General features: G+C 35.7%; 22 protein-coding genes. 1 reads left to right on the top strand and 21 read right to left on the bottom strand.

From position 1 onward, the window contains the following. Positions 1-159: 159 nt before the first annotated feature. The 17 genes from ACP7AT_RS01840 to aspS all read right to left on the bottom strand — a co-directional run bounded on the left by ACP7AT_RS01840 (position 160) and on the right by aspS (position 16,225). Positions 160-1,530: an NADH-quinone oxidoreductase subunit N gene (locus tag ACP7AT_RS01840; protein ID WP_426062658.1), complete on the bottom strand. Its 1,371-nt coding sequence runs from the start codon at positions 1,528-1,530 to the stop codon at positions 160-162. 69 nt (positions 1,531-1,599) lie between these two features. Continuing rightward, positions 1,600-1,968 (bottom strand): four helix bundle protein, encoded by a 369-nt coding sequence (locus tag ACP7AT_RS01835; RefSeq protein WP_417995569.1) that lies wholly within the window; start codon positions 1,966-1,968, stop codon positions 1,600-1,602. A gap of 58 nt (positions 1,969-2,026) precedes the next feature. Then, entirely contained in the window at positions 2,027-3,466 is a 1,440-nt protein-coding gene (locus ACP7AT_RS01830; RefSeq protein WP_426062657.1) for a complex I subunit 4 family protein, read from the bottom strand. A gap of 108 nt (positions 3,467-3,574) precedes the next feature. Next, entirely contained in the window at positions 3,575-5,458 is a 1,884-nt protein-coding gene (nuoL, locus tag ACP7AT_RS01825) for an NADH-quinone oxidoreductase subunit L (protein ID WP_426062656.1), read from the bottom strand. 6 nt (positions 5,459-5,464) lie between these two features. Continuing rightward, positions 5,465-5,785 (bottom strand): NADH-quinone oxidoreductase subunit NuoK, encoded by a 321-nt coding sequence (gene nuoK, locus ACP7AT_RS01820; RefSeq protein ID WP_066079401.1) that lies wholly within the window; start codon positions 5,783-5,785, stop codon positions 5,465-5,467. Position 5,786: 1 nt separating this feature from the next. Next, positions 5,787-6,299: an NADH-quinone oxidoreductase subunit J family protein gene (locus tag ACP7AT_RS01815; RefSeq protein ID WP_426062655.1), complete on the bottom strand. Its 513-nt coding sequence runs from the start codon at positions 6,297-6,299 to the stop codon at positions 5,787-5,789. Continuing rightward, positions 6,299-6,844 carry a NuoI/complex I 23 kDa subunit family protein gene (locus ACP7AT_RS01810; protein ID WP_426062654.1) on the bottom strand — a complete coding sequence of 182 codons (546 nt, stop codon included), beginning with the start codon at positions 6,842-6,844 and terminating at the stop codon, positions 6,299-6,301. Before ACP7AT_RS01810 ends, ACP7AT_RS01815 begins: the two co-directional genes overlap by 1 nt. A 134-nt stretch (positions 6,845-6,978) precedes the next feature. After that, the gene (nuoH, locus tag ACP7AT_RS01805) at positions 6,979-8,031 is read right to left on the bottom strand and encodes an NADH-quinone oxidoreductase subunit NuoH (protein WP_426062653.1); all 1,053 of its coding nucleotides are present in this window, start codon (positions 8,029-8,031) and stop codon (positions 6,979-6,981) included. Further along, the gene (locus tag ACP7AT_RS01800; protein ID WP_426062652.1) at positions 8,024-9,073 is read right to left on the bottom strand and encodes a 2Fe-2S iron-sulfur cluster-binding protein; all 1,050 of its coding nucleotides are present in this window, start codon (positions 9,071-9,073) and stop codon (positions 8,024-8,026) included. Before ACP7AT_RS01800 ends, nuoH begins: the two co-directional genes overlap by 8 nt. Before the next feature lie 18 nt (positions 9,074-9,091). Next, complete coding sequence (gene nuoF, locus ACP7AT_RS01795; protein WP_426062651.1) at positions 9,092-10,459, bottom strand: NADH-quinone oxidoreductase subunit NuoF; 1,368 nt, start codon at positions 10,457-10,459, stop codon at positions 9,092-9,094. 1 nt (position 10,460) lies between these two features. Then, a complete protein-coding gene (locus tag ACP7AT_RS01790) occupies positions 10,461-10,991 on the bottom strand; it encodes a complex I 24 kDa subunit family protein (RefSeq protein ID WP_426062650.1) in 531 nt (176 codons plus the stop codon). Between the two features lie 82 nt (positions 10,992-11,073). Beyond that, positions 11,074-12,312, bottom strand: a complete 1,239-nt coding sequence (locus ACP7AT_RS01785; protein ID WP_426062649.1) for an NADH-quinone oxidoreductase subunit D — start codon at positions 12,310-12,312, stop codon at positions 11,074-11,076. Positions 12,313-12,347: 35 nt separating this feature from the next. Beyond that, positions 12,348-12,869 carry an NADH-quinone oxidoreductase subunit C gene (locus tag ACP7AT_RS01780; protein WP_426062648.1) on the bottom strand — a complete coding sequence of 174 codons (522 nt, stop codon included), beginning with the start codon at positions 12,867-12,869 and terminating at the stop codon, positions 12,348-12,350. A gap of 3 nt (positions 12,870-12,872) precedes the next feature. Next, positions 12,873-13,421: an NADH-quinone oxidoreductase subunit B gene (locus tag ACP7AT_RS01775; RefSeq protein ID WP_091203184.1), complete on the bottom strand. Its 549-nt coding sequence runs from the start codon at positions 13,419-13,421 to the stop codon at positions 12,873-12,875. Positions 13,422-13,496: 75 nt separating this feature from the next. Next, positions 13,497-13,862, bottom strand: coding sequence for an NADH-quinone oxidoreductase subunit A (locus ACP7AT_RS01770; RefSeq protein WP_426062647.1), 366 nt, complete (start codon positions 13,860-13,862; stop codon positions 13,497-13,499). A 290-nt stretch (positions 13,863-14,152) separates the two neighbouring features. Continuing rightward, entirely contained in the window at positions 14,153-14,347 is a 195-nt protein-coding gene (locus tag ACP7AT_RS01765; protein ID WP_007137066.1) for a cold-shock protein, read from the bottom strand. A 132-nt stretch (positions 14,348-14,479) separates the two neighbouring features. Continuing rightward, positions 14,480-16,225: an aspartate--tRNA ligase gene (gene aspS, locus ACP7AT_RS01760; protein ID WP_426062646.1), complete on the bottom strand. Its 1,746-nt coding sequence runs from the start codon at positions 16,223-16,225 to the stop codon at positions 14,480-14,482. A 227-nt stretch (positions 16,226-16,452) separates the two neighbouring features. Between aspS and ACP7AT_RS01755 the strand changes: the two genes are divergently transcribed. Next, positions 16,453-16,797, top strand: coding sequence for a toxin-antitoxin system YwqK family antitoxin (locus ACP7AT_RS01755; RefSeq protein ID WP_426062645.1), 345 nt, complete (start codon positions 16,453-16,455; stop codon positions 16,795-16,797). 290 nt (positions 16,798-17,087) lie between these two features. On the opposite strand, the gene ACP7AT_RS01750 is transcribed toward ACP7AT_RS01755, so the two are convergent. The 4 genes from ACP7AT_RS01750 to ACP7AT_RS01735 all read right to left on the bottom strand — a co-directional run bounded on the left by ACP7AT_RS01750 (position 17,088) and on the right by ACP7AT_RS01735 (position 23,542). Next, positions 17,088-18,758, bottom strand: a complete 1,671-nt coding sequence (locus tag ACP7AT_RS01750; RefSeq protein ID WP_426062644.1) for a sodium/sugar symporter — start codon at positions 18,756-18,758, stop codon at positions 17,088-17,090. Positions 18,759-18,771: 13 nt separating this feature from the next. Next, positions 18,772-19,830: a UDP-glucose--hexose-1-phosphate uridylyltransferase gene (locus tag ACP7AT_RS01745; RefSeq protein WP_426062643.1), complete on the bottom strand. Its 1,059-nt coding sequence runs from the start codon at positions 19,828-19,830 to the stop codon at positions 18,772-18,774. Next, a complete protein-coding gene (galK, locus tag ACP7AT_RS01740; protein WP_426062642.1) occupies positions 19,831-21,000 on the bottom strand; it encodes a galactokinase in 1,170 nt (389 codons plus the stop codon). A 112-nt stretch (positions 21,001-21,112) separates the two neighbouring features. Then, positions 21,113-23,542 carry a DUF4982 domain-containing protein gene (locus ACP7AT_RS01735; RefSeq protein ID WP_426062641.1) on the bottom strand — a complete coding sequence of 810 codons (2,430 nt, stop codon included), beginning with the start codon at positions 23,540-23,542 and terminating at the stop codon, positions 21,113-21,115. Positions 23,543-23,560: the final 18 nt, after the last annotated feature.

Genomic DNA, 23,560 nt, shown 5'->3' with positions numbered 1-23,560 from the left:
TACAAATTTACTCAATTCAATTTTGAAATTTTTGGGTTTTAGCATAAAATTATAGATACTTGAATAGTAAATATTTATTTGAATCACGAACGCGCTTTTAAACCAAAAAAACCATCAAAATTACTTCTGATGGTTTTCTTAATATTTTTAAGCTTCGGTTTATGCTAATAAATCCAACACTAAAGAAGGGAATAAACCTAATGCGATATTCAACACAATCGCAATAACAGCAACGGCATAAATAATAACTGGCGTTCCTTTTCGTTCTTCGTTTGGTTCTTTGGTGTACATCGCCATAATCAATTTGAAGTAGTATCCAACGCTGATAATGGAATTCACCACTGCCACTATTACTAAAGCTAAATAACCCGCTTGAATCGTTTGATTGAATAAAACCAACTTAGCAAAGAATCCGGCAAAAATCGGAATACCAGCCATAGAAAGTAAAGCCGCTGTAAGAATTGCTGCTAACAATGGATTGGTTTTTCCTAAACCGTGGAAATTCACAATATCTTCGTTATCTCTATTTTTACAAACGTACAAAATCACACTAAAAGCAGCGATTCCAGATAAAGAATACGCGGAAGCATAATACAACAAACTTCCTGCGGACGTAGATAAACTTAATAAAGTCATCAACATAAAACCGGCGTGGGAAACCCCTGAAAAAGCTAACATACGTTTTACATTTGTTTGTCTCAAGGCCATTATATTACCAACAGTCATGGAAGCCATAGAAATCACGACTACGATAATTTTGAATGACTCAGAAATATCCGCATTCATTACTGATAATAATTTGTACAAAGTCGCCATCGCAACTACTTTAGCCAAAGTACTCATCAAAGCCGTTGTCAACGCTGGCGAACCTTCGTAGACGTCCGGTGCCCAGAAATGAAATGGAACTGCCGCCACTTTAAACAACATCCCTATTGTTACCAATACAATCCCTATTGGGAACCAAATTGGCAATTCAGCTGATTGTGATAATTCGCTGATTTCAGTAACGTCAAAACTTCCCATGGCCCCGTAAATTAAACAAATACCAAAAAGAATAATTCCTGATGCAAAAGATCCCATTAAGAAATACTTCATTCCCGCTTCGTTACTTTTTAAATTCATACGATCACTTGCCGCTAGGATATAAAGCGCAATCGATAATACTTCTATTCCTAAAAAGAACATCGCTAAGTTTCCAAAAGAAACCATTGCCACCGCTCCTGCCAATAAAAATATTTTTATGGCAATAAAATCTGAGATTTTAGATTGGTGGTTTTCGTAAAAATTATGACCTAAAGCCACCAAGAAAATGGTAAGCACAATAAACAATGATGAAAAAGTACTTGAAAATTTACTCACAACAATCATGTTGTTGTAGTAGCTTTCAGTTGAATTAAATTCAGATATGGTTAAACCCAACACTCCTACTAATCCAATGATCGTTAAAGGCACAATGGCTTTCCTTAAATTAAATATTTCAAATAAAAGGCATAAAACACCTAATCCTATTATAGCTATTAATGTATTCATTTTTTGATTGTTTGATTTAGGATTTACGAATTAGGATTTAAAACCCGACTAATTCTTTATATCTGAAATCTAATTTTTTATATTATTTTTCTCTTTTATTGTTCTTATTCCTGCTGAGAAGATTGCTACCAATTCATCAGCTTCTTTTATTAATTTTTCAAGCTCAACTTTATCACATTCTATTTCTAATCCTTTTATAAATTCTAACCAAAATAAACTTTCATCAGCTTCTTCATCTACTACTTTTAATTTATTTAAAAAATCAGCAGTCGATTTACCTCTACAAACTGCTCTATAATTAGCAGCAACTGATGAAGATGATTTAAAAAGCTGGTATGAAACTACATCGACAGCTTTAGTTTTATTTAACCTCATTAAGAATTTAAAAACATCCAATGCAAATTGCTTCGTCCTATTTTTTAATTGTTCTTTAGTCATGGTTAAAATCTTCCTAGTTACTCATCCAACAAAAATCTCAAATCTCAAATCCTAAATGCTAATTTCTATTGATAACTTTAAGGATTTCTTCCAGACTTGGGGTAATCAAATCGGTTATTGGCTTTGGATACATCCCGAAAAAGAATAGAACACCAATTATTAGTACCAAAGTTATTCCTTCGCTGATAGTTACATCAGCAAAAACTTTCGAATTGGTCTCTCCCAACATCGCATGTTGAAACATTTTCAACATATAATACGCTCCTAAAATTATGGTTGTTCCTCCTAAAACAGCAAACCAAATATTAATTTGCGAAAGACTGTATAAAATGGTGAATTCACCAATAAAGTTAAAGGTAGTTGGTAAGGCAACCGATGCCAAAACCAAAATTAAAAACATCGAAGTAAATTTTGGTGCTTGAGAACGAATACCACCCATTTCAGCAATGGCTCTGGTTTCGTATCTTCTAAAAATAATCTCAGCAACGTAAAACAATCCAACGACTACCAATCCGTGTGCAATCATTTGTAAAACCGCGCCACGCAAACCGTCTAATGTCAATGTGTACGTTCCGGCTGCGATTAAGCCTACGTGTGCCAAAGAAGAGTACGCTAATAGTTTCTTTAAGTCTTTTTGTTTCAATGCTACGATAGAACCATAGATCACACCTGCAATTCCAAGTCCGATGAAAATATACATGTACTCCTTCGCTGCTAACGGCGCTAATGGCAATTGCCAACGAATAACGCTGTACAATCCCATTTTTAGCATGATACCAGACAACATCATCGTACCGGCGGTTGGGGCTTTTTGGTACACATTTGCTTGCCAAGTATGGAACGGAATTAATGGAATCTTAATCGCATATGCCAAGAAGAAAGCCAGGAATATCCATAATTGCTCGGTTGCTGATAAGTTCAATTTGTATAAATCTTCTAATAAAAGACTACCCGCTTTTTGGTACATGTAAACAAAAGCCACCAACATAAATAATGAACCTGCCAATGTGAAGATAAAGAATTTAACTACTGCTTTTTTGCGTTCTTCTGTATCTCCATTACCCCAAATTAAAGCTATGAAGTAAATTGGAATAAGAGATAATTCCCAAAAAACGTAATACAGCAAACCATCTGAAGCAAGGAATGTTCCTGCCATCGCAAACGACATAAACAAGATTAACGCATAAAATGATTTTGAATTTTTATATTGATTGCCAAAAGAAGAAAATATAATTAATGGAGTCAAAACTGTGGTCAATAAAAGCATCGCCATTGATAATCCGTCTGCTTTAAGAGCAAAAGAAATATTTGGTTGCGTGATCCACTGATTGATGAAACTTATATTTTCACCTAAATTATAGTGATTTAATAATACAAAAGAAGCGCCTGCAGCAGCTAACCCAAAGAACAAGGCAACTTTTGAAGCCAATTTATCGCCTGCAAGAAACGTTGCAAACGCACCAACCAAAAGTATAATTAATATTAGAGATACATTCATTTGTAATTTTTTATTGTTTTTTAAAGGTCAAATGTAAGAGACTTTTAAAAGATAATTTATTTTAAAATTGAAATTTTGGTGTTAAAAAATCTATTTTATGTTATATGATTATTGAGCTAAAAATAAATAAGAAACGATGGCACAAAGCCCTAATACGAAAACAAAAAGATAAAGACCAATGCTTCCATTTTGTATTTTCTTCCCTTGGTAACCTATTTCGTTCGTAACTTTTCCTAATCCAAAAACCAAAGCTGACAAGCCTGTTTCTACAGTGTCTCTGAAAAAACGAGACAAGAAATTAATTGGTTTAACAAAAATAGCATTATAAAATTCATCAACATAATATTTATTGTAAAGCACTTTAGAAAACCCTGTAATGGCCGCGTCTTCTGTGGGAACTGTATTTTGTTTGATGTATTTGGCGTAAGCAATACCAATGCCTATTAATCCGCCAACAACAGCAATAGCCATCAAAACATATTCAGTAGTTCCTAAATGGTGTTCTGCGATTGCTAATTTTGGTAAAACAGGAGTCAAATAGCCATTCAACCAACTGTTTCCAGGCAAACTAATCAAACCACCAATAGTAGCTAAAATTGCTAAAACAATCAAAGGAATGGTAATCAAAGAAGGACTTTCGTGCAAATGGTGTTTTTGTTCTGCGGTTCCTCTAAATTCTTGGAAGAACGTTAAGAACATTAAACGGAACATATAAAAAGCGGTCATGATAGAGGCAACCGAAGCAACGACCCATAACGGAATATTATTATGGAAAGCCACTAATAAAATTTCGTCTTTCGAGAAAAAACCAGAGAATAATGGAACTCCTGAAATTGCTAAAGAAGCAATCAGCATCGTTGCAAACGTAATTGGCATCGCTTTTTTCAAGCCACCCATTTTACGCATATCTTGTTCTCCATGCAAAGCGTGAATCACAGAACCCGAACCTAAGAACAAACAAGCTTTGAAGAAAGCATGCGTAATTACATGGAAAACGGCCACTTCGTAAGCACCTAAGCCTAAAGCTAAGAACATTAATCCCAATTGAGAAACAGTGGAATACGCCAAAACTTTTTTGATATCATTTTGAACCAAACCAATGGTGGCAGCAACTAAAGCGGTAACGGCTCCAACTATAGCAATTATTGATTGGACATCTGGAGTCAAATCAAACAAGAAATTTAATCTGGTAATCATAAAAATCCCTGCAGTTACCATCGTAGCCGCGTGAATCAATGCTGAAACCGGTGTTGGACCTGCCATTGCATCCGGCAACCAAGTATACAAAGGAATTTGTGCCGATTTACCACAAGCACCTATGAATAAAGCGAAAGCAGCAATAGAAAGCCAATACATATCAAGATCAGTTGCAGTGGCAATAGCCGTTTTTAAAGTAGCATAATCTAAAGTTGAGAATAAATTGCCAAGAATAAAAATTCCAACTAATAACCCTAAATCACCAATACGGTTCATGATGAAAGCTTTCTTAGCAGCATCATTGTACTCTTGGTTTTTATGCCAAAATCCAATTAATAGATACGAACAAAGACCTACGCCTTCCCATCCAATGAACATCACTAATAAGTTACTTCCTATTACCAAAGTAATCATGAAAAATATAAACAGATTCAAATACGCGAAAAATTTGTGCATATTTTCATCATCATGCATGTAGCTGATGGAATACAAATGAATCAAAGAACCAATTCCGGTTACGAAAAGCAACCATAAAATTGATAATTGGTCCAGTTGAAATCCAAAATCAACTTTGAAATTACTGATTTGAATCCAGTCACACAGAGCAATTCGAATTCCTTCCGGTTGCGCTGAAATTCCACTGAAGAAATAAACAGTTGCGACAAAAGAAACCAAAACTGAAAGTGTTCCGATTATTCCTGAAAGTAATTTTCCAAGGCTTTTGCCAAAGAAAACATTGATTAGAAATCCTAAAAAAGGAGCAAGAACTAAAACTAAAGCTATATTGGTATTCATTTCCATTTATCCTTTTAAGTTTTTTAAATTATCGATAGTGATTGACCCTAAATTTCTAAAAATAGAAACTAGAATTGCCAATCCTACCGCAACTTCTGCCGCAGCAACAGCCATCGAAAAGAACACAAAAACTTGTCCCTGCGCATCTTGATGATAGGTCGAAAATGCTACAAACAATAAGTTTACTGCATTAAGCATAATTTCAATTGACATAAATACGATAATGGCATTTCGTCTGTACAACACTCCGAAAACGCCAATACAAAAAAGTATTACGCTGAGGAATATATAATTTTCAATACCAATGTGGTTTAAAATATTGTTCATCTTATTTTTGCAATTTTTCTTTTTTAGACAATAACACAGTTCCGATCATAGCAACCAAAAGTAATATAGAAGCAAATTCAAACGGAACCATATATTCATTCAGCAGTATTTTACCCAATACTTTTATCGATTGATAATCCTCACCGGTAGTAACATATTCTCCTACAATAGGTTTTGAGTTGATGAAAATGGCAATTAAAACCAGACAAATCAAGCAAAAAGAAACAATAGCTCCTAATCGCGTAATTCTAGGTCGGTGCACTTCTCTTTCCTCATTTAAATTCATTAACATGATGGTGAATAAAAACAAGATCATAATCGCTCCTGAATATACAATAACGTGAACTATCGCCAAGAATTGAGCGTTCAACAATAAATAATGACCCGCAATCGAAAAGAAACAAATCACTAAATAAATAGCACTGTGAATCGGATTTTTGCTAAAAATTGTCAAAAATGCCGTTGCTAAAGTGATAGCAGCCAACACACAAAATATAATAAGTACTGTAGACATTAGTTAGCGTTTTTAAGTTGAGCATTTTTCATTGCGATATCTAATGGCATGACCAATTTGTCTTTTCCAAAAATAAAATCTTCTCTTTCATAACTGGATGGAACCAATACTTTAGAAGTCGTCAGGTAAATAGCGTCTTTCGGACAAGCCTCTTCACACAAACCACAGAAAATACAACGCAACATATTAATCTCATATATCGACGCATATTTTTCTTCTCGATACAAATGTTTTTCGTCGGCTCTACGCTCTTCCGCTTTCATCGTGATAGCTTCAGCAGGGCAGGACAACGCACACAAGCCACAAGCTGTACAGTTTTCACGACCTTGTTCATCCCTTTTCAATTGGTGTTGACCTCGATAAACAGGACTCATTTCACGTACTTGCTCCGGATATTGAATCGTTACCTTTCTGGTGAACAAATGCTGAATCGTAATTATCAAACCTTTGACAATCGCAATAAGATACATTCTTTCCCAAAAAGTCATCTCCTTATTAGAGACTAGCTTTTTTCTTCCCGATAAGGATATACTTTCTATTGACATTTTTTATTTTTATTTGAAGCTTAATCCTGCTATTCGTTTCAATCTTTTATCCTGAACTTATTTCAGGATCCTGAAACAAGTTCAGGATAAAAGGATTTCCACTGCTATCAGGGCTAGGGCTTTTTCGGTACTAATTAAAATCCTAAATAAGTAGCAATTTCTGCTCTCAAAATCACAATTCCGGTGATGATAATATTAATGATCGCCAATGGAATTAGTATCCTCCAACCCAAATGCATCAATTGATCGTATCTGAATCTTGGAATAGTCCAACGAACCCACATATAGAAAAATATGAATCCACACAATTTGATAAACAAAGCAACAAATCCTAAAATATTGGCAATATTTACACCCCAATTTTCAACAACCCAGCTCATTCCAGGATAATTATAACCTCCAAAGAATAAAACCGCTAAAATTGTAGAGGAAATAAACATATTTGCATATTCAGCAAATAAATAAAATCCCATTTTCATTGATGAATATTCGGTGTGGTATCCTCCAATAAGTTCCGTTTCGCATTCCGCTAAGTCAAAAGGAGTTCTGTTTGATTCTGCAAAAGCACAAATTAAAAATATAATAAAAGACAACGGTTGGTAAAACACATTCCAATTCATTCCTGCTTGCTGTTCAGAGATCTCTCTTAAACTCAACGTTCCGGTCATCATCAATAATGCAATTATGGACAATCCCATGGCAATTTCATACGATACCATTTGCGAAGCAGCACGAACGGCACCAATCAATGAAAATTTATTGTTCGACGCCCAACCACCAATCATAATACCGTAAACACCCACTGAAACAACACCAAAAAAGTATAACAATCCAATATTTAAATCCGTGGCCTGCAATAAAATATCTCTTCCAAACAAATGCAGTCTGTCTCCCCAAGGAATTACGGCACTCGTCATCAAAGCGGTACTCATAGCAATCGCCGGACCTACAAAAAATAAAAATCTATTGGGAGTATTCGGTTCAAATTCTTCTTTCGAAAATAACTTTAAACCATCGGCAAGCGGTTGAAACAATCCAAAAGGACCAGCTCTGTTTGGTCCAACACGATCTTGAAGCCAAGCGGCCACTTTTCGTTCAGCCCAAGTGGAGTACATTGCCATCAACATTGTCAAAGCAAAAACTGCAACAATAATGACACTTTTTTCTATAATAATCGTACTATCCATTATTACCCAAGCTTTTTTGATTAATAATGTCTTCTTCAGTCAATGGAATTTCCGCCATGCTTATTTTCTTGCGGTCTTCTTCTCTACCTAAAAGGATATGATCTTCGGTAGCAATTTCTACTTTTTGTAATTTTCTATTGTACTTATTTTGATTGATCACCGAATCTTTTTCGAATGCTCTTGGTCCTTCAATCGTCCAATCTGCAATTTCTTTGTGATCAAAACGACATCCATTACAAATAAATTCATCTACTTCATGGTACTCATCTTTTCTTCCGGTAACTCGTTGAATTTCGTCACCAAACATCCAAACGGTAGTTTTTCCAGAACAAGTCGGGCAATTTCTGTGTGCATTATAAGGCTTACTGAACCAAACTCTAGATTTAAATCTAAACGTTTTATCCGTCAATGCGCCTACCGGACAAACATCAATCATATTTCCGGAGAACTCATTATCGACCGCTTTAGAAATACAAGTTGATATATTCGAATGATCGCCTCTATCCATTACTCCGTGCACCCGATCGTCGGTTAATTGATCTGCCACCATTACACAACGGTAACAAAGAATACAACGGTTCATGTGCAATTGAATATTTGGACCAATGTTTTCAGGTTCAAATGTTCTTTTTTCTTCGATAAAACGAGTTTCTGATTTCCCGTGCTCAAAGCTCAAATTTTGCAGATCACATTCTCCTGCCTGGTCACAAACCGGACAATCTAATGGGTGATTGATCAATAAAAATTCCGTTACTGATTTTCTGGCTTCGGTTACTCTTGGTGAAGATTTACTATTCACTTCCATTCCGTCCATACAACCTGTTACACAAGATGCCATTAATTTAGGCATTGGTCTTGGATCAGCTTCACTTCCTTTTGCAACTTCCACTAAACAACAACGGCATTTTCCACCGCTCCCTTTTAGTTTAGAATAATAGCACATTGCCGGGGGAACTACTTCTCCACCTATCATACGTGCTGCCTGCAGGATTGTTGTTCCTGGTTCTACTTCTATGCTTTGACCGTCTATGGTTACTTTCATTTTCTGAAATTCTTGACTTTATACGATTACTTTAGAAACTAAATGCTTTACTTTTTCAAAAGGTTCAGCAACAAAATGATCTCTATTTTTTATTTTTTCCGGGAAACGAATATGATATTCAAATTCTTCTCTAAAGTGACGAATTGCTGCTGCCACTGGCCAAGCTGCCGCATCACCTAATGGACAAATTGTATTTCCTTCTATTTTGCTTTGAATGCTCAGCAGCAAATCAATATCTTCTTCACGACCGTGACCATTTTCTATTCGGTGCAATACTTTTTCCATCCAGCCTGTTCCTTCACGACAAGGAGAACATTGACCGCAGCTTTCATGGTGATAAAAACGGGAGAAATTCCAAGTATTACGAACGATGCACGACGTATCATTATAAACGATAAATCCACCTGATCCTAACATAGAACCCGTTGCAAATCCACCATCACTCAATGATTCGTATGACATCAAACGATCTTCGCCAGCGGCAGTTTTATAAATTAAATGGGCAGGTAAAACAGGAACAGAACTTCCTCCCGGTACAAATGCTTTTAACGGTCTGTCAGAGCTCATTCCGCCTAAATATTCATCAGAATTCATGAATTCGTAAACACTTAAACCCAATTCAATTTCATAAACACCCGGGTTTTTAACATGCCCTGATGCCGAAATTAATTTGGTTCCCGTAGAACGTCCAATACCAATTTTAGCATATTCTGCACCTGAATTATTAACAATCCATGGCACAGCGGCAATCGTTTCTACGTTATTTACAACCGTTGGATTTGACCAAAGTCCTGAAATGGCAGGAAATGGTGGCTTGATACGAGGATTTCCTCTTTTTCCTTCCAGGGATTCAATCAACGCAGTTTCTTCACCACAAATATAAGCACCAGCACCACAATGAACATAAAGTTCTAAATCGTAGCCTGAACCTAATATATTTTTACCCAAAAATCCAGCAGCTTTTGCTTCATTAATGGCTCTTTCTAATATTTTATAAACCCACATATATTCTCCACGAATGTAGATATATGAAAGGTTTGCACCCAATGCATAACTGGAGGTAATCATTCCCTCAATCAATAAATGAGGAATAAATTCCATCAAATAACGGTCTTTGAAAGTTCCCGGTTCTGATTCATCAGCATTACAAACTAAATGCCTAGGTTTTCCAGATTTTTTATCAATAAAACTCCATTTCATTCCGGCAGGAAAACCCGCTCCACCACGACCACGCAATCCTGAAGTTTTCACTTCTTCGACTACCTCGTCCGGTGTTAATGTTTTTAGGGCTTTTTCTACTGAAGCGTAACCCCCGTTTTGACGGTATACTTCATAGGTTTTAATTCCTGGGATATTTATTTTGTCTAATAATATTTTTTGTGACATGTTATTTATCGTGTAATATTATTGTATCGTTTTTGCAATCTTCAATTAACTGGTCGATTTTTGCTGCCGTCAAATGTTCTTTGTAAAAATCGCCTAACTGCATCATTGGAGCATAACCACAAGCACCTAAACACTCAACTCCTCTCACTTCAAACAGACCGTCTGGAGTACGTTCCCCCACTTTGACTCCCAGTTTTTCACAGGTATAATCCATTAAATCCTCTACTCCATTTAAACAACACGGAGAAGTTTGACAAAATTCAAACATGTATTTACCAATTGGTTTTTGATTGTACATCGTGTAAAACGAAACTACTTCGTAAACTTCAATCGGTTTTATCAAAAGAATTGCTGCTACTTTATTCATTAACTCGATACTCAACCAATTCTCGTGAGCATCTTGAACTTCATGTAAAACTGGCAATAATGCCGATTTTCTTTTGTCTTCAGGATAATGACTAATTAATTCATTGATGCGATTCATCAATGTTTCTGTCATATTTATTTCTTGTTTGTGATACGTTCTTTCCATTTTTATTTTTTTTGCCACGAAGGCACAAAGTCACAAAATTTTATTTTAAAATCTGAAATTGATAATCAATAATCTGAAATCTTTATGCGTCTAACTCTCCGGCAATAACATTTAAACTTGACAAAATAACAATTGCATCCGACAGTAAAGCACCTTTTATCATTTCTGGATATGCCTGATAGTAAATAAAACAAGGTCTACGGAAATGTAATCTGTAGGGAGTACGACTACCATCAGTGACTAAGTAAAAACCTAATTCTCCGTTTCCACCTTCCACAGGATGGTAAATTTCAGCAACTGGAACTGGAACTTCTCCCATAACAATTTTAAAATGGTATATCAACGATTCCATACTCGTGTAAACATCTTCTTTTGGAGGAAGATAATAATCAGGAACATCTGCATGGAAGTCATTTCCTTCCGGCATTTTTGCCAATGCTTGACGAATGATACTCAAACTTTCCCAAACTTCAGCGTTACGAACACAAAAACGGTCATACGTATCGCCCGATTTTCCAACAGGAATAATAAAATCAAAATCTTCGTACGAAGAATATGGTTGAGATACCCTTACATCATAATCCACGCCCGCAGCACGTAAATTTGGACCCGTAAATCCGTAAGCCATAGCTTGCTCAGCAGTTATAGCTCCTACATTTACCGTTCTGTCAATAAAAATTCTATTTCTTTCGAATAAGTTTTCAAATTCTTTCCAAGCTGCTGGAAATTCTTCTAAAAACACATCTAATTTTCTAAAAGCTTCCGGTGACCAATCTCTTTCGAAGCCACCAATTCTTCCCATGTTAGTAGTCAAACGCGCTCCACAAATTTCTTCGTAGATTTCATATACTTTTTCTCTAAATTGGAACACATATAAAAATCCGGTATATGCTCCAGTATCGACACCAAGAATCGAATTACAAATAATATGATCCGTAATTCTTGCCAATTCCATTACAATAACTCTTAAATATTGCGCTCTTTTTGGAACTTCAATATCCAGCAATTTTTCTAATGTCATCCACCAACCCATATTGTTTATAGGTGACGAACAATAGTTCATTCTATCAGTAAGAGGTGTGATTTGGTAAAAAGGACGGTTTTCAGCAATTTTTTCGAAAGCTCTGTGAATATACCCAATGGTTGGTTCCGCTTCCAGAATTCTTTCTCCATCCATTAAAAGGATATTTTGAAAAATACCGTGTGTAGCTGGATGAGTAGGTCCTAAATTCAGGATCGAAAGCTCGCTTCCATCCTCATTTAGTTGTTCTTTTATTCTCTTAGCATAACGATGCTCCGGTGGTAATAATAGTTCTGACATTTATTTAATGTGAAAAATTATAATAGTGTGTGTTTTTAATAATTGTCGGTTGTTCTTCCAAAGAAACGGTCATCTTTATCAGTTCTTCCACTGTCTTCCATTGGAAATTCTTTTCGCATTGGAAAAGAAATCATTTCATCCATATTTAAAATACGTTTCAATTGTGGATGACCAATGAAGTTTATCCCATAAAAATCAAACGTTTCTCTTTCCATCCAATTTGAACTCAAGAAAATGTTTGATATTGTTTTAATTTCTGGATTTTCACCGTTAATAAAGGCCTTAATTTTAATCCTTTTGTTTTCATACCAATTGTGCAAATGATACACTACTGCAAATTGATGATCTACATCATTGTCAGGATAATGAATCCCACATAAATCCGTTAAAAAATGAAAACGCAATGTTGAGTCGTTTTTCAAAAAAAGAATTACAGCCGTAATTTTATCGGCAGCGACTTCAAATGAAAATATATCTTTTTCCTGTTTGAATTCAAAAACTTCCGAATCGAATGTTTCGACTAATTTTTCTTGGATTTGTATTGTTTCTAGCGCCATTATTTATTTGATATTATATGAAGCCAATAATTCTTGATACTCCGGAGAACTTCTTCTTCGCACCGATTCATTTCTCACTAATTCCTGCAATTTCATAACTCCATCAACAATTTGCTCTGGTCTTGGCGGACAACCTGGAACATATACATCAACCGGAATTACTTTATCGATTCCTTGCAAAACAGAATAGGTGTCAAAAATTCCACCTGAACAAGCACAAGCTCCTACCGCTATAACCCAACGAGGTTCTGACATTTGTTCGTAAACCTGCCGTAAAATTGGCGCCATTTTTTTAGAAATCGTCCCCATAACCATTAGCATGTCAGCTTGACGAGGAGAAAAACTTACTCTTTCTGAACCAAAACGTGCCAAATCATAATGCGAAGCCATCGTTGCCATAAACTCAATACCACAACAAGAAGTCGCAAAAGGTAATGGCCACAATGAATTTGCACGAGCCAATCCTACAACATCATTCAGTTTTGTGGCGAAGAAACCTTCCCCAACAACACCTTCGGGAGGGGCAACCATATTTATATTTGAATCACTCATTTTTTATTATTTACCATTATAAAATTTGAATCATAAATTACTTGCTATTTACAACTCAACATTTAAAATAAATTTTTACTCCCACTCTAACGCTTTCTTTTTGATAATGTAGAAAAAACCCACCAAAAGCAAAAGCATAAAAATGACCATTTTGACCATTCCTTCGATACCCAATTCCTTGAAATTAACAGCCCATGGATATAAGAAAATCACCTCAACATCGAACAAAACAAATAAGATGGCAACGAGAAAATATTTTACTGAAAAAGGAATTCTTGCATTTCCAACAGATTCGATACCACATTCAAAGTTTCTATCTTTAACTTCAGAGGATCTTTTGGGTCCTAATTTTGATGAAATCAATATAGTTCCTACAACAAATCCTACAGCTAGAATAAACTGCATTAAAATTGGAATATAATTTAATTGATCGGATTGCATACTGTGTTTTTTTTGAATGAAAATGAGCTACAAAGATAACTTTCAAATTATTAAATAACAATTAAATCTTAAAAATACATGCCAACTATAACGATGTAAATTTACAATTTTTATTAATTATAAATAAGGCAGTCCCATTATATTAAGATGTGTTTAACGTTTTAGAAATTCCGCAATTTGGAATTTGGAGTATAATTTATTGGCACTTGGAGGGAAATAACAAAAAAGCGTTCCGATAAAAATCGGAACGCTTTAAACATTCGTAGGCAAAAAAAATATTTTTTTTATGCTTAGATCACTGCTACTTTCGCAGCAACTTTTCCTTTTCTTCCTTCTTCTTCTTCATAGCTAACTCTGTCACCTTCGCGCAATTCTTCCGCGTTGATTCCTGATGCATGAACAAAAATGTCTTTTCCTGTTTCTTCGTCTGTAATGAATCCGTAACCTTTAGATTCATTGAAAAATTTAACTGTACCTGTACGCATTGTAATAGTAATAATAATTTATAATGAAGCAAATGTAATATTTAATATAATACGAAAGACGTTCTTCTCTTTTTATTTTGCAAAAATATTGATATTCAACGTTTTCTAACATATTATGACGACAAACTACAATTAAGCTAGTTTTATATGCAGTTCTTTTAACTGTGATTCGTCAATTATTGATGGCGCATCTATCATAACATCTCTTCCCGAATTGTTTTTTGGGAACGCAATAAAGTCCCTGATTGTTTCTCTTCCTCCCAAAATGGCAACCAATCTATCCAATCCAAAGGCTAAACCTCCGTGTGGTGGCGCACCAAACTGGAATGCATCCATTAAGAATCCAAACTGCGCCTTAGCTTCTTCTTCAGTAAAACCTAAATATTTGAACATCAATTGTTGTGTCGCTTTGTCGTGAATACGAATTGATCCACCGCCAATTTCATTTCCATTCAAGACCATATCATATGCATTCGCACGAACTTTGCCCGGATCAGTTTCCAATAAGTGCATGTCTTCCGGTTTTGGAGATGTAAACGGATGATGCATGGCATGATATCGGCCGCTTTCTTCGTCAAACTCCAATAAAGGAAAATCAACTACCCAAAGCGGTGCAAATTCGGCTGGATTCCGCAATCCTAAACGAGTCGCTAATTCCATACGTAATGCACTCAACTGTGTCCGTGTTTTATCGGCTGGACCAGAAAGCACAAAAATCATTTCTCCAGGTTTTGCACCTGTGATTTTTGCCCATTGAGTTAAATCGTCTTGATTGTAGAATTTATCCACCGATGATTTATAGCTTCCATCATCATTGCATTTGACATAAACCATTCCGCTTGCGCCAACTTGTGGACGTTTTACCCACTCAATAAGTCCGTCAATTTCTTTTCGGGTGTAGTTTCCAACTCCTGGAACTGCAATTCCCACCACTAATTCGGCAGCATTGAAAACCGAAAATTCTTTATGTTGCGCTGCTTCATTTAACTCGCCAAATTCCATTCCGAAACGAATGTCCGGTTTATCATTCCCGTAAGTTTTTATAGCATAATCGTAGGTAATTCTTGGAAATTTATCTACTTCAATACCGTTTATTTCTTTTAATAAATGTCTGGTCAGTCCTTCGAAAACATTTAAAATATCTTCTTGTTCGACAAAAGCCATTTCACAATCGATTTGTGTAAACTCCGGCTGTCTGTCTGCACGTAAATCTTCGTCACGGAAACATTTTACGATTTGGAAATATTTATCCATTCCGCCCACCATCAATAATTGTTTAAAAGTCTGAGGCGATTGTGGCAATGCATAAAACTGTCCTTCATTCATTCGGGAAGGCACTACGAAATCTCTGGCTCCCTCTGGAGTTGATTTAATTAGGTAAGGTGTTTCTACTTCACAAAAATCCAAATCAGAAAGATATTTTCTAACTTCCATTGCTACTTTATGGCGAAAAAGTAAACTGTTTTTCACAGGATTCCTTCTAATGTCAAGGTAACGGTATTTCATTCGGATGTCTTCTCCACCATCGGTTTCATCTTCAATCGTAAATGGAGGCGTCAAAGCAGCATTTAAAACACTTAGCTCTGTCACTAAAATTTCGATAGCACCGGTTGCCATATTTTTATTTTTGGCTTCACGCTCAATAACGGTTCCTTTTACTTGAATTACAAATTCACGACCGAGTGTTTTGGCCAGTTCAAAAACGGATTTTTCAGAACGACTTTCGTCAAAAATTAATTGTGTAATTCCATAACGATCGCGCAAATCGACCCAATTCATAAAACCTTTATCGCGTGATTTTTGAACCCATCCCGCAAGGGTAACTTCTGTATTAATATGAGTGGCATTTAATTCGCCACAATTATGACTTCTATACATGATTCAAATTTTAGATTATTTTCTCCTTTGGAGATGGGTGCAAATTTAGGACTAATTATGAATAATGAATTGAGAAATAAGAAATTTTAGTAATTGGTTTTTTGGCAAACATTATAACCAATGTTAAATTTTATTCCAATGTTATTAAATTGTTAAGTAAAAGTTTTTTTATTGTAAAATGTTTTATACATTTGTTAAGCTAATATGAATTTAAAAAAATAAACAACATGAAAAAATATATAATATTAACCGCATTACTTTTTTCAGGAATAGCATTCGCTCAAGAAAATAACCCAAAATTAGAAGCTGTAGGTGAATTAGTTAAAACGACTTACTATTTTGAAAATGGAAAAATACAACAAGAAGGTTTCTTTAAAAATGGAAAACTGGACGGGGTTTGGACTTCATACGATACGAATGGAAACAAACAATCTGTTGCTACCTATAAAAATGGACAAAAAACTGGAAAATGGTTGTTCTGGAATGGTAACAACTTAAGTGAAGTAGATTATTCCAATAGTAGAATTGCTTCTGTAAAAACTTGGAAACAAGATGCATTAGTGAATAACTAAATAAAAGTCAAATATCATACAAAGCTTTCGTTAATTCGAAAGCTTTTTTTGTGCCTTATTTTTTTTCATTTTGCTTACTCATTAAAGTTTTGTCGCATACAATAAAATGATTTTCGTAAAAGACTATTTGCAAACACATATTTTCTTCAAAAAAGATGAATCAGGTATTAAAAAAACTTTACACACATCTAAATTACTGCGAACAATTTTCTTCGTACCTTATTATTAAATAAAAAAGCGATGAATTCAATATAATTGAACCCATCACTTTTTTTATTTTAGGCTGTTTTCTACCAAAAGATCGTATAGAAAGCAGCAATAATTGAAAGTACAATCAACATCCCGACAGTAAAACCTGGTGACATTTTAAACATAGTACGGTCAATTTCAAGACCATTTGTTTTAACGCCTTTAGCTGTTTCGTACATACTTATGCTGTACATTCCGATTACGCAAATCAAGAATACAAATCCCATTCGGTCAATAAAAGGAATTTCATAAACACCATCAGCATTTGGCACTGAAAAACCAGTCGAATGAAGGAACGATAAGTCAACAAATGCTGGCATAAATTTGAAAAGGATAGATAACATAAATCCACCAATTGTAGCAAACAAAGCCGCATTAGAAGTTGTTTTTTTCCAAAAGAAGCCTAAAATAAACATAGCGAAAACTCCCGGACTTACAAATCCCGTATATTCCTGAATGTATTGAAATCCCCCTTTTTTATCAATTCCTAGAAAAGGCGCCACTACAACTGCAATTAACATCGCCACCACAATTACTTTTTTGCCCACATTAACTAATTTTTTTTCATCGGCATCTACATTTAGTTTTGTTTTATAAATATCCAACGTAAAAATAGTAGCGATACTATTCGCTTTTCCAGCCAATGACGCTACAATCGCCGCAGTCAATGCAGCAAACGAAAGCCCTTTTAAACCCACCGGAAGCAAGTTTAGCAAAACGGGATACGCCCGATCAGGATTTACAGTACCGTCTTGTAACATTTCGGTTCCAAAATGTCCGTTCTGATACAATACAAAAGCCGCAATTCCCGGCAAAACAACAATTACAGGCATTAACAATTTTAAGAAAGCAGCAAACAAAATTCCATTTCTGGCCGTTTTTAAATCAGCTCCCAATGCACGTTGCGTAATGTATTGGTTGCAGCCCCAATAATTTAAATTGATGATTAGCATTCCTCCTATCAAAACTGACAATCCCGGCAAATCCATATAATTAGGATTTGTTTTTTCAAAAATCATGTGGAAATGATCGTTTGCTTGTGTCGTCATCAAATTAAAACCGTTTATAACACCCGTAGATCCAAATTCTTCGGCAACTAAATTCAACGCTAAATAAGTAGTTACTAATCCACCCAAAATCAAAAAGAAAACTTGAATCACATCCGTATACCCAATCACTTTCATTCCGCCCAGCGTAATCATTACCGCAAAAAACGCCAAGAAAATCATACACAAAGTAATGTCCAAACCTGAGATGCTGCTTATCGCCAAAGCGCCCAAATACAATATCGAAGTTAAATTTACCAAAACATACAACAGCAACCAAAATACAGCCATAATCATGGCAACATTACTGTTATACCTTTGATTCAGGTATTGCGGCATGGTAAAAATTTTATTTTTCAAGTACACAGGAATAAAAAAAATAGCAACAATAATCAAGGTAAAAGCAGACATCCATTCGTAAGTGGCGATCGCTAATCCCATCTTAAAACCGCTGCCGCTCATTCCTATAAATTGCTCCGCACTAATATTACTGGCAATTAATGATGCGCCTATTGCCCACCAAGTAAGTGATCCTTCGGCTAAGAAATAATCTTTACTATTCGTTTCTTCTTTCTTTTTCCTTTTATAAATCCATATTCCATAACCGACAATCAGTATGAAATAACATAAAAAGACAATATAATCTTGGACTGCTAAAGTTTGCATTGGTTAAATGTTTTTAGTTTTGGGTTACTATTTTATAATGAACGTTCGATTGGTTTTTTAAAATTTCAGCACTTTTTTCTGGTGTAATATCTCTTTGTGATTCGCCCATCATTTCATATCCTACCATGAATTTCTTCACAGTTGCTGAACGCAACAATGGCGGATAAAAATGCATATGAAAATGCCATTCCGGATGCAACGTTCCATCAGTAGGAGATTGATGAATTCCTGAAGAATACGGAAAAGAGGTTTCAAAAAGATTATCATATTTTGTTGTCAATTGTTTTAAAATAATCGCAAAATCAGTCACTTCCGTATCAGTGAAATCAGTTATTTTATTCACATTTCGTTTGCTGACAATCATCGTTTCATAGGGCCAAATAGCCCAAAAAGGAACTAATGCCACAAAATGATCATTCTCAATAACAATGCGTTCGTCTAACTTCAACTCTTCTTTTACATAATTCTCTAAAAGTGTTTTATTGTGCGTATCAAAATAGGCGTTTAGATTATTTTGTGTTTTCTCGACTTCGGTTGGCAATGAAGATTGCGCCCAAATTTGTCCGTGTGGATGCGGATTACTGCAACCCATCACACTTCCTTTGTTTTCAAAAATCTGAACATGATTAATGTAATCCACATTGCCTAAATCCGTGTATTCTTTTTGCCAAGTGTGGATGATCTTTTCAATAGCCTCAGATGGCATTTCAGGCAATGTCAAATTGTGTTTTGGCGAAAAGCAAACCACCCGAGAAATTCCTCTTTCCGGTTTCACTTTAAAAAAAGTCTCGTTTTTATTTTCTTTAAAAGCAATTTCTTCTTGCTTCAAAGCGGCAAAATCATTTTCAAAAACAAATGAATCTTCATAATCCGGATTAACCATTCCATTCGCTCGAACATTTCCCGGACACAAATAACAAGTCGGGTCATATTCGGGCAATGTATCCGAAGTTACGGTTTCATTTTGACCTTGCCAAGGACGTTTCGAACGGTGTGGGGAAACCAAAACCCATTCGTTGATTAACGGATTATAACGTCTGTGCGGATCTTCGTTTATGTCAAAATTTTTCATTTATTTCGCAATATAAAGTGATGTTCCGTTTCCAATTTTGACATCATAAATTTTTAATTCTATTCCAAATGCGTCCTGATACAATCCTGTAAGTTTGTTTTTCACAGCATCTTCTTGTCCTTTTTTAATTAAATTGATAGTACAGCCACCAAAACCACCGCCCATTAATCGGGAACCTATCACTGATTTTTCCTTTTTAACCGTGTTGACCAAAAAATCTAATTCCGCGCAACTCACTTCATAATCCACTGATAATCCTTCATGCGTTTCGAACATCAATTGCCCTAAAACTAAAATGTCTCCCACATCCAAAGCTTCACAAGCCTGCGTTACTCTTCGAATTTCCTTTACCACGAAAAGACTTCTTTTGAACACATTCGCATTCATTTTATCTTTCAGACTTAAAACTTGCTCTTCTTTACAATCTCTAAAACTAGTAATTTCCGGGAAATTAGCACTAATTATCGAAAGTCCTTCATCGCATTCTTCTCTTCTGGTGTTGTAAGCAGAGCTGAATAAGGAATGTTTGACATTACTATCGAATAAAACTAAGGAATAATCACTGAAAGTAGCGTCATGATGTTCGAATTCCAATGTTCTGCAATCAATTTTTATAACTTTATTTTCTAAACCCATCACACTGGAAAACTGGTCCATTATCCCGCAATTTATGCCCACCCAATGTTCTGCTTTTTGTCCCATTAAGGCAATATCAATTGGTTTGATTTTCAAATTAAAAAGTTCATTTAAACCAAATAAAAAGCCACATTCCAATGCCGCCGAGGAGGACAAACCGGAACCCACAGGAATATTACTGCTAAAAACACAGTTAAAACCCTCCAAGGTATAACCGTTCTTTTTTAACTGATTCAGAACACCGCGCAGGTAATTTGTCCATACATTATCCGTCTGATTTTGGTCTTCGTTTGTATAAACTTCAAACCGTTCATTCAAATCTATTGCTACAATTTTAGCTCTATCCGAATTGTTTTTTTCAAAAGCAAAACAGATGATTTTATCGATGGCTGCCGGTAAAACAAAACCGTCATTATAATCAATATGCTCCCCAATAATATTAATTCTGCCGGGGGAAAGGACAATTTTTTCAGGCTCTGATTTAAAAGTCTGCTGAAAAAAATCAATTGTTTTGTGTACTAAAATGTCATTCATTGTTTAGAAATTGTATGTTTCCCAATTCAATTTTTGGAAACTTACTGTTATTGTTATCGTTTTTTAAATTTTTAGTTTTCAAAAGTATTGTTGCAATACCCGCTTCTGCTTTTTATTTATTTTGAGACACTAAGGTCAATTTTCCGCTCTTTAGTCCAGCACCATTTACTTCAAGTTTTATAGCACCAGCAGTCGTTGTCGATTTTACAAGCACTACCAATTTTCCGCTAAAAAGCTTCATGGTATCTTTATGAAACATTTCGAGTGAAGTGGCATCACCATTACAGGCAGCCCGGTAAGTACCCGCGCCTGAAACCTTAAATTTTAGCTGGTTAGTCGCAGTAGGACAAAGAATTCCATTTTTGTCCACTACAGATACTGTTACAAACGATATATCCTCGCCATTGGCATTGATTATTTTCCTGTCAGCGTCTAAAACAATTTGGTATGGCTTGCCGGCAGTGCGTACTTCTTGTTCTGCAACTGCTTTCCCATTGTCATCAAAAGCCACAACTTTTACCATACCTGGCTCATATTTCACATCCATCCACATCAGACGATAGCGATTCTGTGGTGTACTGTTGTTTTTTTTCTGCACTCCCATACTTTTGCCATTTACAAAAAGCTCGGCGCTGTTGTAGCTCGTATATACAAAAACGGGGGTTATCGCTCCTTCACGGCCTTCCCAGTTCCAATGCGGTAAGATATGAAGGGTTGATTCCTTCGTATTCCAACGGCTTCGGTATAAATAATAGCGGTCTTTGGGTAAACCCGCTAAATCGTTAATTCCAAAATAAGAACTTCGGGACGGCCAGCTTTCATCATACGGCGTAGGCTCTCCTAAATAATCAAAACCAGTCCAAACAAACTCGCCGATCACCCAAGGTTTATCATCTTGAAGCACAAAATCTTCATCAGGCACATTAGACCAGCTACAGGCTTCCAAATCATAAGAGGAAGACTGAAAATCAGGATATTGTTTCATTTTCTCCTGAACCACAGGAAATTTATAAATCCCTCTGGAGCTAACCGTTGACGCAGTTTCGGAACCTAAAATAAACCCTTGTGGAAATTTTGCAAATGCCTCATCATACAAATGCACCCGATAATTCAATCCCGGAACATCCAGCACAGCTCCAAATCCAGATTCCATAGTCGCTTTTACCTGATCCATACCAACAGTTACAGGACGTGTTGGATCTTCTCGATGAAATATTTCCTGCAGCCATTTGGCTCGTTTTACACCAGCCTCTCCCCATTGATCCGGCACTTCATTTCCAGAACTCCACATCACAATAGAAGGATGATTTCTTGTAGCCTGCACGAGATTTACGATGTCTTTTTCGGCATAATCCTCAAAAAAACGATGATACCCATTTTCTACTTTTGGCTTTGCCCATTCATCAAAACTCTCTGCCAAAAACATAAAACCCATTTCATCCGCCAACTCCAGTTGCTCAAAAGAGGGCATATTGTGCGAACTGCGAATTGCATTACAACCCATATCTTTTAATATCTTCATTTGCCTGCGCAACGCGGCTTTATTTACTGCAACTCCGAGTGGACCAAGATCGTGGTGCAGACAAACTCCTTTAAATTTGGTTATCTTTCCATTCAGACTAAAACCTTTATTGGGCTCGTATTTTATTTCTCGGATTCCAAAACGGGTTGAAATTTCATCTTTTAGTTCTTTTCCAACATACAATTGGGAAACCGCTTTATACAAGTAAGGCGTTTCGGGACTCCACAATTTTGGTTTTTCTACTTTTATGTTTTGATCGAACTCATTTCCGAATTGAAGCGTAGATTCCTCTGAATTTAGTTTCTGTCCTTCGGCATCAAAAACAGTGGTGATTAAACGAGTATTTTCGCCAGAAACTTTGGTCTTAATATTTACTTTGGCCATTGCCGAACTTATAAAAGGCGTCGTTACAAACTGCCCCCATTGGTCAATACTTTCGTTGTTTTTTACAATAACGCTTACATTTCGATACAAACCAGCACCCGGATACCAACGGGAAGCAAATTCCTTATTGGTTAATTGTACTGACAATGTGTTGGCTCCTTCTTGTATAAATTGGGAAACATCAAAATAAAAATAACTGTAGCCGTACGCCCACTCTCCCACTTTTTTCCCGTTTAAATACACTTGAGGTTCGCTCATTGCTCCTTCAAAAAGTAAAATTATTTTTTTCCCTTTTGAATCTTTAGGCAATGTAAATGTATTGCGGTACCACGCTGTTCCTACATGGGGCAAAGCTCCCGTTCTTCCCGTTTTTTCGGTAGCTATATTTTCTCCGTTTTGAACAATGGCAACTCTTTGTTTGTCTACATTTTTATCAAAAGGCCCGTAAATTGCCCAATCATGCGGAATGGTTACGGATTCCCATTTCGAATCATTAAAATTTACTTTATGCGCCTCTTCAAAATCGCCTTTTTGAAATTTCCAATTGCTACTTAACACTTTAATGGCTCGTGTTTGAGACAAAGCCATTTGTGTAAATACTAAAAATACAACAAGAATACATATCAATTTCTTCATTTTTAAACCTATAAAATT

The sequence above is a fragment of the Flavobacterium sp. DSP2-3-1 genome, from assembly GCF_049896865.1.
Classification (GTDB): domain Bacteria; phylum Bacteroidota; class Bacteroidia; order Flavobacteriales; family Flavobacteriaceae; genus Flavobacterium.
Note: the sequence above shows the minus strand (reverse complement) of the source record. Positions and strands in the feature narration are given on the sequence as shown.